General features: G+C 50.8%; 11 protein-coding genes. 9 read left to right on the forward strand and 2 right to left on the reverse strand.

Annotated elements, in window-relative coordinates; genetic code table 11:
* The 6 genes from BLQ88_RS28030 to BLQ88_RS28055 all read left to right on the forward strand — a co-directional run bounded on the left by BLQ88_RS28030 (position 1) and on the right by BLQ88_RS28055 (position 6,456).
* A complete protein-coding gene (locus tag BLQ88_RS28030; protein ID WP_090156326.1) occupies positions 1–366 on the forward strand; it encodes an ApeI family dehydratase in 366 nt (121 codons plus the stop codon).
* A 9-nt stretch (positions 367–375) separates the two neighbouring features.
* Positions 376–1,548, forward strand: coding sequence for a DUF2062 domain-containing protein (locus tag BLQ88_RS28035; protein WP_229212904.1), 1,173 nt, complete (start codon positions 376–378; stop codon positions 1,546–1,548).
* A 284-nt stretch (positions 1,549–1,832) separates the two neighbouring features.
* Complete coding sequence (locus BLQ88_RS28040) at positions 1,833–4,064, forward strand: sodium-translocating pyrophosphatase (protein WP_090156328.1); 2,232 nt, start codon at positions 1,833–1,835, stop codon at positions 4,062–4,064.
* Between the two features lie 123 nt (positions 4,065–4,187).
* Positions 4,188–4,403: a hypothetical protein gene (locus BLQ88_RS28045; RefSeq protein ID WP_090156329.1), complete on the forward strand. Its 216-nt coding sequence runs from the start codon at positions 4,188–4,190 to the stop codon at positions 4,401–4,403.
* Positions 4,400–4,813, forward strand: a complete 414-nt coding sequence (locus BLQ88_RS28050) for a putative toxin-antitoxin system toxin component, PIN family (protein WP_176885130.1) — start codon at positions 4,400–4,402, stop codon at positions 4,811–4,813. The genes BLQ88_RS28045 and BLQ88_RS28050 overlap by 4 nt, the downstream gene beginning before the upstream one ends.
* A gap of 410 nt (positions 4,814–5,223) precedes the next feature.
* The gene (locus tag BLQ88_RS28055) at positions 5,224–6,456 is read left to right on the forward strand and encodes a multidrug effflux MFS transporter (protein ID WP_090156331.1); all 1,233 of its coding nucleotides are present in this window, start codon (positions 5,224–5,226) and stop codon (positions 6,454–6,456) included.
* Here the strand turns inward: BLQ88_RS28055 and BLQ88_RS28060 are convergent.
* Together BLQ88_RS28060 and rbsK are read right to left on the reverse strand one after the other, a co-directional pair.
* Complete coding sequence (locus BLQ88_RS28060; RefSeq protein ID WP_090156332.1) at positions 6,453–7,394, reverse strand: nucleoside hydrolase; 942 nt, start codon at positions 7,392–7,394, stop codon at positions 6,453–6,455. The two genes, BLQ88_RS28055 and BLQ88_RS28060, sit on opposite strands and share 4 nt — an antisense overlap.
* A gap of 3 nt (positions 7,395–7,397) precedes the next feature.
* On the reverse strand, positions 7,398–8,300 hold the full coding sequence (gene rbsK / locus BLQ88_RS28065; RefSeq protein ID WP_090156333.1) for a ribokinase: 903 nt from the start codon (positions 8,298–8,300) through the stop codon (positions 7,398–7,400).
* Positions 8,301–8,689: 389 nt separating this feature from the next.
* Between rbsK and BLQ88_RS28070 the strand changes: the two genes are divergently transcribed.
* The 3 genes from BLQ88_RS28070 to BLQ88_RS28080 are packed head-to-tail and all read left to right on the forward strand — an operon-like array spanning position 8,690 to position 13,090.
* The gene (locus BLQ88_RS28070) at positions 8,690–9,871 is read left to right on the forward strand and encodes a T9SS type A sorting domain-containing protein (protein WP_176885131.1); all 1,182 of its coding nucleotides are present in this window, start codon (positions 8,690–8,692) and stop codon (positions 9,869–9,871) included.
* A gap of 40 nt (positions 9,872–9,911) precedes the next feature.
* Entirely contained in the window at positions 9,912–11,546 is a 1,635-nt protein-coding gene (locus BLQ88_RS28075; RefSeq protein WP_090156335.1) for a DUF1800 domain-containing protein, read from the forward strand.
* Between the two features lie 11 nt (positions 11,547–11,557).
* Positions 11,558–13,090 (forward strand): DUF1501 domain-containing protein, encoded by a 1,533-nt coding sequence (locus BLQ88_RS28080; protein ID WP_229212905.1) that lies wholly within the window; start codon positions 11,558–11,560, stop codon positions 13,088–13,090.
* The last annotated feature ends 35 nt before the right edge of the window (positions 13,091–13,125 follow it).

The raw sequence follows: 13,125 nt of genomic DNA on the forward strand, positions 1-13,125 counted from the left end.
ATGCCTTTGAGCAATTTGTATAAAATAACGACGCTGGAACGGAGCGATAACCAGATCACCTGCACAATGCAGATCGATGCCGCACATCCGGTATTTCAGGGACATTTCCCAGGGGCCCCGGTGCTTCCGGGCGTGGTACAGTTGGAAATGGTCAAAACCGTTCTGGCAAAAGCACTGGAAAAGCCGTTCGCATTGAAGGAAATGAGCAACTGCAAGTTCCTGGAAGTGCTGAACCCCGCCGAAACGCCGGAGCTGACGATTCATATTCAGTACAAAGGCGAGGAGTCGTTGGACGTAAGCGCGTCGGGCAAGCATGGTGAAAAGACGTACTTCAAAGCCCGGGCCAGTTTCCATTCAATCATTTAAACCCAACATTTGAGAACCACAATGACCCTTTCGGACATTCAATGCTGTGTGATCATTCCTACCTACAATAACCGCAACACTTTGCGGCGGGTGATCGACGGCGTGCTGCATTATGCGTCCGGGCAGGAGGTGATCGTGGTGAACGACGGCTCTACGGACGATACCATGCAGATCCTGGCGGGTTATGGCGTCAAAATCCGTGTGCTGGACAATTTAGTGAATAAGGGAAAAGGTTTTTCGCTGCGCAAAGCATTTGCAGAAGCCATACGGCTGGGTTTCGAGAATGCGATCACCATTGATTCAGACGGCCAGCATTTGCCTTCGGATATCCCGCTTTTTATCGAAGCCGCCATCCAAAACCCGGGCGCATTGCTCATGGGCTCGCGGAACATGGCGCAGGAGGGCGTGCCGGGCAAGAGCTCTTTCGGCAACAAGTTTTCCAATTTCTGGTTCAAAGTAGAGACAGGACTTACATTGCCGGATACGCAAACGGGTTTTCGCCTGTACCCGCTCGGGCCGCTGAAAAAAATGTCGCTTTTCACGACGAAATTCGAAACGGAAATCGAAGTGATCGTCAAAATGGCCTGGAAAGATGTGCCCATCGTACCGATCAACATCCAGGTTATCTACGACAAAAACGAGCGCGTGACGCATTTCCGGCCATTCCGCGATTTTACGCGCATCAGCATCCTCAACACCTGGCTGGTAACGCTTACACTGGTTTATTATCTCCCGAAACGGCTTTTCCGTTACATTAAAAAAAAAGGCCTCTGGAAAATCATCCGTGACGAGGCGCTGAAACCGGGGGAAACTAATGTCAGCAAGGCCAAATCGATCGGTTTCGGCTTTTTCATGGGCATCGTCCCGATCTGGGGTTTCCAGTTGATGGTGGGCATCCCGCTTTCGATGTATTTCCGGATGAATAAGGTGCTTTTTCTTACTGCGGCACATATCAGTATTCCGCCGGCTATCCCCTTCATTATCTACGCGAGCTACAAGTTCGGCGGGCTGTTTTACCGCAACGGCGCGCAAATCACTTCCGCCGATAACCTGACATTGGAGTCCATTAATGTCAACTTTGTACAATATGTTTTCGGTGGCACACTCCTTGCAGTGGCCGCGGGGATCGCCGGTTTTATAGCCAGTTTTTTATTGCTGGCAATGCTTCGCCCGAAGCGCTGAAACAAGTGATTTTGTGCCTGTTTTTCGTTGATTATCCCAAATAATTCATTTTATTATTCAATTAAAACGGCCTAGGCTGCTTTCGTCTAATGGTTTCTGTTATTCCTTGAGAGCCAGTTTGTTACTAATGCTTTACAGTAAAATTGGCTTCAAAACTCCCCGAAATTTTATAAAATCTATACGAATTGATCAAAAATAGCGGTTTCGCGATTTTGTTATGAGGTGCCTTTCTCTATATTTACGAGAATTATAAAAAACCAATTAACCAAATCTTTGATCATAGCATGAGTAACATTACCTATTTAGTGCCGGCGTTAGGCCTTGTTGGCTTGCTGGTTATGTTCTTCAAAAGAGGCTGGGTTGTCCGGCAGGATGGCGGAAGTCCTGAAATGAAAACCATAGCGGACGCAATTGCAGATGGTGCCCTGGCCTTCCTGAAAGCCGAATGGCGTGTACTCATTGTTTTTGGTTTGATTGTGAGTGTGATACTGGGCTATTCCGGCACACTGGTTGAAAATTCCAGCGCCTTTATCGGCGTATCCTTTTTGGCAGGAGCCTTTATTTCTGCATTTGCAGGTTACATTGGCATGAATATCGCCACCAAATCGAACGTGCGCACCACGCAGGCGGCGCGTACGAGCCTTACCAAGGCGCTAGAAGTGTCGTTCACCGGCGGCTCCGTGATGGGTATCGGTGTAGCGAGCCTTGCGGTGCTGGGGTTGGGCGGTTTGTTTATCATTTTGTATTCCACTTTTATAGGCGATAGTACGGATGTCAACGGCCTCCCGATGGAACGTGTGCTGGAAGTACTGGCAGGTTTCTCACTCGGTGCCGAGTCTATCGCCCTTTTTGCACGCGTAGGCGGTGGTATTTACACCAAAGCAGCAGACGTAGGCGCCGACCTCGTGGGTAAAGTGGAAGCCGGTATCCCCGAAGACGACCCGCGTAACCCCGCTACCATCGCCGATAACGTGGGTGATAACGTGGGCGACGTGGCCGGTATGGGTGCCGACCTTTTTGGTTCTTATGTTGCGACAATCCTTGCGACGATGGTACTGGGCCGCGAGATCGTGGCGCAGGGTACAGATAACTTTGGCGGCATCGCGCCGATCCTTTTGCCGATGGTAATTGCCGGTGTAGGCCTGATTTCCTCGATTCTCAGCATGTTCCTCGTACGCGTGAGCGACGATAATGGTAATGTGCAGGCTGCCTTGAACCGCGGTAACTGGGGTTCGATCATACTGGTTTTGGTGGTAAGTTATCCGCTCACGATGTGGATGCTGCCGGAGGGTAACCTGAACATCCGCGGGGTTGATTTCACGGCGATGGATGTGTACTGGGCGATTCTGTTAGGTTCTGTCGTTGGAGCGATCATGTCAATGGTGACCGAATTTTATACCGCGATGGGTAAGCGCCCGGTGCAATCTATTGTAAATCAGTCTTCAACGGGTCACGCCACCAACATTATCGGCGGGCTTTCGGTAGGTATGGAGTCCACGGTAATCCCGACCCTCGTACTGGCGGCGGGTATTTTTCTCAGCTACGAAATGGCCGGTTTGTACGGCGTGGCGATCGCCGCAGCGGGTATGATGGCGACGACGGCCATGCAGCTCGCTATCGACGCGTTCGGCCCGATTGCGGATAATGCAGGTGGTATCGCCGAAATGGCGCATTTGCCAGAAGAAGTTCGCGGCCGTACCGACATTCTGGATGCAGTAGGTAACACCACCGCAGCCACCGGCAAAGGCTTCGCTATCGCTTCCGCTGCATTGACTTCCCTGGCATTGTTCGCTGCATTCTGCGGCGTGGCAGGCATTAATTCGATCGATATTTACAAAGCGAATGTACTTGCGGGCCTTTTCGTAGGTGCGATGATCCCATTCATATTCTCTTCGCTGGCTATTGCCGCGGTAGGGCGCGCCGCTATGAAAATGGTGGAAGAAGTACGCCGCCAGTTCCGCGAGCTGCCGGGCATTATGGAAGGCACAACCAAGCCTGAATACGACAAATGCGTGGCGATTTCGACGCAAGCTTCCATTAAAGAGATGATAGCCCCGGGCCTTATCGCGTTGCTCGTGCCGGTGATCGTCGGTTTCCTTTTTGGCCCCGAAGTACTCGGAGGTACCTTGGCCGGCGTTACGGTTTCGGGTGTATTAATGGGTATTTTCCAAAACAACGCCGGCGGTGCCTGGGATAATGCCAAAAAGTCGTTCGAAAAAGGGGTGGTGATCAATGGTGAAACCTACTATAAAAAGTCCGAGCCGCACAAAGCTGCCGTGACCGGCGATACGGTAGGTGACCCGTTTAAAGACACGTCCGGTCCTTCCATGAACATCCTGATCAAACTGATGTCGATCGTCTCGCTCGTCATCGCCCCGCACATCGGTACCGGTTCGCATGGCGTTGGAAGTGTGAAGGCAGAGGACAGTGTACAAACTGTAACACTGGCGGCACAGGCAGACCAAGATGCCAAATCCGAAGCACCAGTGGTGCGTCTGGAAAGGAAAGGGGAGTAGTCTTTTCTGCTGAATAACATTACAAAGCCCGGTGCGAGCCGGGCTTTGCTGGTTTTGTGCCACTGGGGTATTCTATTTGCTTTTGAGTGTCAATATTTCTATTTTAGACTAAAACTGACCATCATGGAAACGCTGACAATCGAAATAAACAACCCCAAGGCCAGACGCCTGATCGACGATCTGGCAGACCTGGGACTAATATCTGTTAAAGAGGAGAAGCGATCTTGGAGTGAGCGATGGGAAGATCTATCTAAAACACTTCCTGACACAAGCTTAATTACAGAAGAGGAAATTTTCGAAGAGATAAATGCGGTTCGTAAAAGCTCCCAATCACATTGACGAGGGTTGTAATTGATACTAACCTTTACGTCAGTGCGCTAATTAATGAAAATTCAAGGCGCCGCTTAAACCTGATTCTCGATAATCCTCAATTTGAGATCGTTGCAGATAATGCATTGTTTAAAGAGCTTAGGCTCGTCATTTCCCGACCCAAATTCAGTCGTTTCGTTTCTGAATCTCAGATAAAAAACTTCCTGGAACTCCTGTACGAACGCAGTCTGAATTTCGAGACCACATCAATTGTACAGCATAGCCCTGATCCGAAAGACGATTTTCTGCTCGCTCTATGTCAGGATAGTGGTTCGAACTACCTTATTACAGGCAACAAACGTGATCTTTTGGAATTGCAGCGTTTTGGCAAAACAGAAATCCTCAGCCTCACCAAATTTATCGATTTGCATAAGCTGTAACACCACTTCGGAGAGATACCGCATGACCTGAAAAGCCTAATTAGCAACTCAATGTCGTTAGGCATATAACATTGGTAGCAAAAAATTGCTCGAATTGGTTGTGGCAATGCCCTTGGGCATGTGACAACACATCCGTCTTCGCAAGTGCGTTCCCATTGTTGTTGCATCCCTGACGGGATTTTACTGGTGTCGTGTGCCGGATGGATACTACCAATATTGCATCGCTCACGCGATTTGCATCTTACGCAATTCTATCTGCGATATTAAATATATCCAAAACGCAAACGCACATTTACCCCAGCCGCCCAACGCATTTTATGGCAGTTTGATGAAATTGTTGCACTTATTGCAATGCAGGAACTTAATGTGCTCGCATACCCGTTAAGTTTGCATTGAGTGAATGTAAGTCCATGAGCCGTAAGCAATACTTCTTTATTATCCTGATCCTCGGATCGCTGGCGACCGTCAGTCCATTTTCCATCGATATGTACCTGCCGGGCTTCCCGCGGATCGCGTCGGATTTGGGGACCACTATCGACAAAGTACAACTTTCGCTAACGAGCTATCTCATTGGTATTTGTATTGGGCAAGTACTCTACGGCCCACTGCTCGACCGCTTTGGTCGCAAGAAACCATTGTATGCCGGGCTGATACTTTACGTGATTGCGTCGTTTGGCTGTGCCATGACGTCGTCGGTGGATGCGCTGATCGCCATGCGGTTTTTCCAGGCAATGGGAGGATGTGTAGGCCTCGTGGCGTCGCAGGCGCTCGTAAGTGACCTTTTTCCTTCCGATAAACGTGCCGAAGTTTTTTCATTGATCACATTGGTCATCGCGGTTTCGCCGATGATCGCGCCTACCGTGGGCGGTTATGTTACTGCTTCTATCGCGTGGTACTGGATTTTCGTGATCCTTGCTGGGATTGTGAGTGTTATTATCACCGCCATTTACTTCTTCCTTCCCACCGGCCGCAGCGCCGACACCAGCGTTTCGCTCCGACCCGAGGCGGTAATGGGCGGGTATATTACGGTGGTTACGCAGCCCCAGTTTTTGATTTACACACTCGCGGGCGGCTTGGCAACGGCCGCGCCATTTGCCTATATTTCAGGCTCGTCGGATGTTTTTATGAACATTTATAAAGTTTCCGAACAGCAATATGGCTGGATTTTCGCATTCCTGGCAGTAGCGATGATCGGTTCTACCCAGCTGAACCACTTTTTGCTTAAAAAATACACCAGCGAACAAATTATCCGCGTCACACTCATTTACCAGAGCATCGTCGGGCTCTTCCTGATCGTCGGCGTGTACAACAACTGGTTCGGGCTCTTCTCCCTGATCGGAACGATGTTCGTCTTCCTCACAGGTCAGGGGCTTACGGGGCCGAATGCCTCCGCGCTTTCGCTGGCGCCCTTCCGTAAGCACACAGGCAGCGCCTCTGCGCTCATGGGTAGCTGGCGTATGGGTGCGGGAGCTGTCATCTCCGCGATTGTAAGCTTCCTGCACAACAATACCGCCATGCCAATGGTGGGTATGATGGCATTCTGTGCCTTTGGCGGGCTGATTATCCTACATGCGGGCAATGTGGTTGTGCGCCACCGCGCAGCACGCCAGGATGTCGAAGACGAGGTTTCGGTGCTTCTCTAAGGTAATGCCTTAATGGCGTTGAATAGCATATCCATGAACGCGTCGCGGTCGATATCGTAGGCTACCGTAGCATTGGGCTCCCTTTGAAGTGTATTGTAAAAATCCACCACTGTGGCGCCTCGGGTAAGCTCGCCTTTTGTTTCCACATCTACATAGCAGGATTTTGTAGTAAAAATCCCGGGGTTCATCAGCCAGGCAATGGCGCATGGATCGTGTAATGCCGCACCTCCATTTAACTCCACACGGTTTTCTCGATAAAAAATGGAGTAGAATTCCATCAGATCGGCTGCTACCCGCCCGGTCTGGTTGCCCAATGCCCGTAACAATTCGATATCCTTTTGATACACCAGCGCCTTGTGGGTCACATCGAGTCCGCACATAGTAATGGGTAACCCGGCCCTGAACACGATGGCGGCAGCCTCGGGATCGGCGTAGATATTGAACTCGGCTAGGGGTGACATATTGCCCCGGAAAATGCCGCCTCCCATGAGCGAAATTCGCTCGATTTTGCCTTTTAGATGCGGGTAAGCGAGCAGGAACGTCGCGATGTTCGTCAGCGGGCCGGTAGGCACGATGGTAACGGGTGTTTCCGATGCGGAAAGTATCTCGGCAATGCCTTCCACAGCACTGATAGGCTGCGCTTGCATTGTCGGTACAGGCAGTGATGGGCTGTTCAGCCCGGTTTCACCATGTGCGTAATCCGCAACTACGAGCTCGCGGAACAGGGGTTTCTCGGCACCATGGTACACCGGGATCTCCGTAGCGCCAATGAGCGTCAGTACTTTCAATGCATTCTGCAACGTTTTCGCCTGCGTTTGATTGCCGGCCGAAATGGTGACGGCTTTGATATCAAAACTTCCGCTCCCGTGCGCGAGCATGAGCATCAGCGCGTCGTCGTGGCCGGGGTCGCAATCTATGATAACGGGTATTTTAGTCATGGTTCAAAAGGAATCCAGTTCGTGTTGATAAGGGGCCGAGCTTTGTGCACCCATTCGTGTAACGGAAATAGCCGCCGCGCGACTGGCGAAGCGGCAGGCTTCTTCAAGCGTTTCCCCGTCGGCCAACGCTTTTAATAATGCGCCGTTAAAAACGTCTCCGGCAGCAGTGGAGTCTACGGCTTCCACTACCATGGCAGGAATAATGCCTGTAAACGCTTCGCTGGCAAGATAAATGCCTTTGCTGCCCAAGGTAATGACGACGTTCTGCACACCCCGGTCGGACAGGTAGCGCGCAGCTTGTTGAAGAGTTTCCTCACTTTCCACAGTAATGCCCGTGATCAGCTCGGTTTCGGTTTCGTTCGGTGTGATCAGGTAGAGGCCATGGAGGAACTGCGCATCCAGCGGCATACCAGGAGCAGGGTTAAGGATCGCGCGGATCTTTTTTTGCGCACATTGCCCAAGCGCCCACAGGACTGTCTCCCCGGGGATTTCCAGTTGAAAAAGAGCCAGTTCTACATTCTCGAATGCATTATCGGGAATATCACCCGGATGCAGGTCCATATTGGCGCCCGACGCGACCACGATTTCGTTCTGCCCCTGCGCATTGACCGTAATGAGGGCCACGCCCGATGAAAGATCAGCCGACTCGGTCATGAATGCGGTATCAATGCGCTCTTTTTCGAACCCCTCGCGCGCCTGTTTGCCGAAAATGTCGTTGCCGGTTTTAGCTACAAACCGCACATCTGCGCCGAGCCGCGCGGCGGCCACTGCCTGGTTGGCGCCCTTGCCGCCGGGGTTCATCAAAAACGTCCCGCCCAGCACCGTTTCACCTGGTTTCGGAAAATGCGCTGTTTTAACCACCATGTCCGTATTGGAGCTGCCGATAATCAGCACTTTCTGCTTCATGTCCCTTTCGCAATTGGTTTTGTAAGACCAGCATTTCCGGCCCTGCGCAAATTAACTCCCCACTCCATCTATTCATAATGTGGAAGAAAATAAACTAAGCGAATAGTTTCAGCCTTGTCCATAATTTATTAGCCAACTTGTAGAAGAATTTTAAAATTTTTTTACACACTAAAAACCGTTTTACGGCTACGTCAAGAGCTATTTGCTTGATAATTACCGTACTTTTACCGAATAGTAATTAATTTGTAGTACTAGTTGGTATGATTTTGTACCACATTATGTGACGGATTTATTTTATATTTGATGTAGAATTGGAAAATTTTATAACTATGCCTAGAATTTGTTCTATAATTCTATCTCTACTGTTTTTCTTGGATGGTCATTTGGTCTTGAAAGCACAGGACAATAGCGCCATTTTCACGAAGAGGGATTCACCGATTGGTATCGTAAGTTTCGGATCCGCAGTCACTTCCGGCGTTTTGGGAGAGGGCGCGTTTATCGACGGATACATTAAGAAGTCGGGCTCGGATGCATTCATTTTCCCCGTCGGCGATAATGGTGCGTTTCGTCCGTTCGCTGTCAACTCCGACCAGGCTATCGGGGCGTATTATGGTGTCAACCCGGCTGTGGCCGTTACGAGTAATCCGGCAGGTGGCGATTACGGTGTACTGCCCGAAGGCGGACCGTTCAACACGGGGAGTCTTATGAGTGAGCTTATCGCCGTGAGCACTTCGGAATACTGGGATATCAACGGCACCTCGCCGACCCGCATTACGCTTTCTTGGAATGATAACAGCGCCGTGAACGCACTGGTAACCAACCGTGGCCTTTCCAAGTTGACCATCGCGGGTTGGGACGGTACCAAATGGGTGAACCTGCCTGCCTCCGTGGATGCTACTTCGCTTTTCGGGCAGCCGAGTACCGCGTCTTCCGGCTCGCTGACGACGCTCCTGGATATTGTTCCAAACACCTACAATGTGTACACGCTCGGCGCATTGCGCGATGGCGCCCTGCCTGTGGTACTGGTCAGTTTTACGGGTGTTGCCCGTGAGCGTACAAGCTACCTCGAATGGCGTACATCCGAGGAGGTGAATGCAAGCCATTTCGAAATCGAGCGGAGCAGCGATGCCAAATCGTGGCGGAAGATCGGCAACGTGGCTGCGCGTGGTGAGGGCATTGCTACGCCGTCAGCCCCGTCCCACTATACTTTCACGGATGATAATCCTTTGAATGGCAGCAATTTCTACCGGATGAAAATGGTGGACATCGCGTCTGATGGCAAAGACGGGGCATTCGCTTACAGCCGCATTGTGAAAGTGGAATTTAATGGTCAGCCGGAGCTGGCGGTGTACCCCAATCCGGTGGCGGAAAAACTATTTTTTTCTCAAAGTATTCAACAAAACCTGGCCTCCGCGCGCCTCGTGGATGCGGCCGGGCGGACTGTATTCGCTTCCCGGGAAGTTTCGGGAGACGGCATCGACGTGAGCCGGATGCCGCCAGGCCTTTATATGCTCAAATTCTCCTTTACCGATGGGTTGTCAAAATCCTATAAAGTGCTGATCAGTAGATGATCATGTGTTCAACCGGACGGAAATATTAATTCAATGACTTATGGCTTATCTTGATCCTTATACTGTTCCACTCACGGCCAGCAAGGCAGCACACCTACTCAGAAGAGCTACTTTTGGCCCGACAAAGTCGGAAATTGAAGCATTTACCGGCCTCAACCCAGGCATTGCGGTAGACCAGTTGTTTGCAAACGTTGTACATACCGCTTCGCCGCCGCCGCCAGTCGACATTACGCCCACAAGCCCCAATTACTTGAAGCCGTTAATGAGCTTTGGTTTCGTCTCTGCCAAAAGCGGCGAGCATAGCGTGCATTTGCGCTATTGGTGGCTCGGTTTGATGATGCTCCAGAACGGTAAACCATCGGTGCTGGAAAAAATAACGGCTTTCTGGCAGAACCATTTCGTGGTGTCGCAAAACGTGATGGCGGATTACCGCTATATGTACCGGTACCTCAAATTCCTGCGGGATAACAGCCTCGGGAATTTCAAGACGATGACGATCGGGATAACCAAAGATCCGGCCATGCTCATCTATCAGAATGGTGCAGGTAATAACAAAACTACTCCTAATGAGAATTATGCCAGGGAATTGCAGGAACTCTTTACAGTGGGGCAGCAAGACTTTTATGGTAACCTGAACTACACAGAAGCGGACGTGAAGGCTGCGTCTAAGGTACTTACAGGCTGGATGGTTACGAACTACTATGCGAACGGAACCAGTGAGTTTACCTCGAATTTCCACAGAAACTACCACGATACTTCTAATAAGACGTTTTCTTCCAAGTATGGAGGTGTTACCATTCAGGGGCGTACCGACGATACCGCTGGTGATGTGGAGATGAATGAGCTGATCGATATGCTGCTGAGGCATCCGGAGGCACCTAAACATATTTGCAGAAAGCTTTACCGCTGGTATGTCAATCAGAATGTGACCGAGGATATCGAAAATAACGTGATTGTACCGTTAGCCGCATTTTTTTCCAGCTCTGAGAATAATTACAACATCAAGCCGGTACTTGAAAAGCTGCTTAAAAGCGAAATATTCTTCGCTGATCAGAACGTAGGCTCAATCATTAAATCGCCAATGGAATATCTGATAGGCATGGGGCGCTTTTTCGAACAGCCTTGTCCCGACATGATGACCGACACCGCGGCTTATACGAATTATATCCGGTTTTTCCTTTGGGGGATGGCCGCTATGAACCTTGAAATCCTTAATCAGCCGCTGGTGTTTGGCTATCCGCCTTATTATCAGGTTGGTTATTCCAAAAACTGGATCAATGGCTCGACGATCACCGCACGCAGGGGTAATAGCGACAGGATTATTTTCCCGACCGAAGTAATCAAGCCAGGCTATACGCTCGGGATTGATTTCCTTGCCTGGATACAGCGGATCCAGCCCAATTTTTCAGACAGCAACGCAAGCCCTGCCATTACTCCGGCAGAGGTATTGGCAGCATTTTCGGAAAATCTCTTTGCGATAGAACTTACGGAGGCGCAGAAAACTTACCTCATCGATGTGGTCTTTATGAGAAACCTGCCGCATACCTCATGGCGCTACGAGTTGAACGGGTACCGCAACAACCCGACGAGCGCCAGCGCGCAGACTCCCGTTAAAAACAGATGTTCCACTCTGATGCGGTATATGGTAAGAATGGCAGAGTATGAGGTGTTTTAATTAGAAATTGTATGAAAAGAAGAGACTTTCTGGCATCAGCCTCCGCCATGACGTTACCTGTAATGGTCAACGGGTTTGGCATAACCAGCCTCAGCAACCAATCGTCGCTCGTGCAATCGCTCGTGGGCACGGCCGCTGCGGCCACCGATCGGATCCTGGTAATTATTTACCTTAATGGCGGTAACGACGGCCTCAACACCGTCATCCCGCTTCAATATTATTCCAAATACCAGAGTATCCGGAGTAATATCGCAATTCCACAAAATAAGGTGCTCACACTCTCGGGTATGCCCGAGGCGGGACTGCACCCTTCAATGACCGGTATGCGCGAAATGTACAACCAGGGACGGCTGGCAATCGTGAATTCGGTGTCGTATCCGAACCCGAACCAGTCGCATCACCGTTCGTCGGACATCTGGATGACGGCCACGGACGCCGACCAGTACGTCAACAGCGGATGGGCGGGTCGCTATCTCAACAGCCGTTTTCCGGGCTATCCGCAAAATTACCCGAACGACACCATGACGGACCCGCTGGCATTGCAGATCGGGGTGCTTAATTCGACAAGCTTGCTTGGCCCGCAGAGTCCGATGAATATCTCTGTCGAGAATATCAATAATTTCTATGCATTGCTTAATAACGGGCAGGGGATTACGACTTCCGATCTGCCTTGCTGTGAGGCCGGTGAAATGATCAAGCACGTCAGGCAGCAGCAAATCCTTTCTACTGGCTATTCGGGGCAGATCAAAAGGGCTTATGACGCCGGCCGGACGCTGGCAACTTACCCCGCCGCAGGGTCGACAACCGAACTCTCGGAACAGCTGAAAATTGTAGCGAGACTCATTCACGGCGGTTTGCAATCGAAAATTTATTTCGTAGAACTCGGCGGCTTTGATACGCATGGCGACCAGGTCTCGGCGAGTGATACTACGGTCGGAAACCATGCAAATTTGCTCCGAAGGCTTTCGGATGCGGTATCGTCTTTCCAGAACGACCTCGTTCTTCAAGGGACCGCCGATCGCGTAGTGGGTATGACCTTTTCGGACTTTGGCCGGCGCGCCAATTCGAATGCATCGCGTGGTACCGACCACGGTGTTGCGGCACCGATGTTTGTATTTGGGACGGGCATCAAGCGGCAAATGGTCGGCGTGGTGCCTGATCTGAACAACGACCTCGAACCACCGACTACTTCACCTACGAACCAGAACCAGGAAGTGAAAATGCAGGTGGATTTCAGAAGGATATATTCCGATATCCTGCGCGATTGGTTCGGTGCCGCAGGTTCGACTACCGACGCTTTGCTTTTCAGGAATTTTAAAACGACCTCCCTGTTCTCGAACGTCATCGAAACAACCGCCTCGGGCGCGTGGCTCGACCGTTCGATATGGTCGGCTGGGCGTGCGCCGGGCGTGGGTGACTACGTACGCGTAAACCCCGGACACGTGGTGGCGGTAGGGCAGAATATCACCGTCAAAAACATTGAAGTGGAAGGTGGAGGGGAGCTGAATATCCTCGGAAATTATACAATTAACACCACAGGATAAGCAGGAAACTTGCCTGTTGCGTTTCTGAAAGTGCC

Origin of the sequence: Dyadobacter soli (assembly GCF_900101885.1) — a bacterium.
GTDB classification, from domain to species: Bacteria; Bacteroidota; Bacteroidia; order Cytophagales; family Spirosomataceae; genus Dyadobacter; species Dyadobacter soli.

What these genes read in the sequence shown, in the direction of transcription:
- BLQ88_RS28060 (WP_090156332.1), bottom strand. Translation starts at nt 7,394, where the DNA reads ATGACTAAAATACCCGTTATCATAGATTGCGACCCCGGCCACGACGAC.
- BLQ88_RS28040 (WP_090156328.1), top strand. Translation starts at nt 1,833, where the DNA reads ATGAGTAACATTACCTATTTAGTGCCGGCGTTAGGCCTTGTTGGCTTG.
- BLQ88_RS28055 (WP_090156331.1), top strand. Translation starts at nt 5,224, where the DNA reads ATGAGCCGTAAGCAATACTTCTTTATTATCCTGATCCTCGGATCGCTG.
- BLQ88_RS28030 (WP_090156326.1), top strand. Translation starts at nt 1, where the DNA reads ATGCCTTTGAGCAATTTGTATAAAATAACGACGCTGGAACGGAGCGAT.
- rbsK (WP_090156333.1), bottom strand. Translation starts at nt 8,300, where the DNA reads ATGAAGCAGAAAGTGCTGATTATCGGCAGCTCCAATACGGACATGGTG.
- BLQ88_RS28045 (WP_090156329.1), top strand. Translation starts at nt 4,188, where the DNA reads ATGGAAACGCTGACAATCGAAATAAACAACCCCAAGGCCAGACGCCTG.
- BLQ88_RS28075 (WP_090156335.1), top strand. Translation starts at nt 9,912, where the DNA reads ATGGCTTATCTTGATCCTTATACTGTTCCACTCACGGCCAGCAAGGCA.
- BLQ88_RS28080 (WP_229212905.1), top strand. Translation starts at nt 11,558, where the DNA reads ATGAAAAGAAGAGACTTTCTGGCATCAGCCTCCGCCATGACGTTACCT.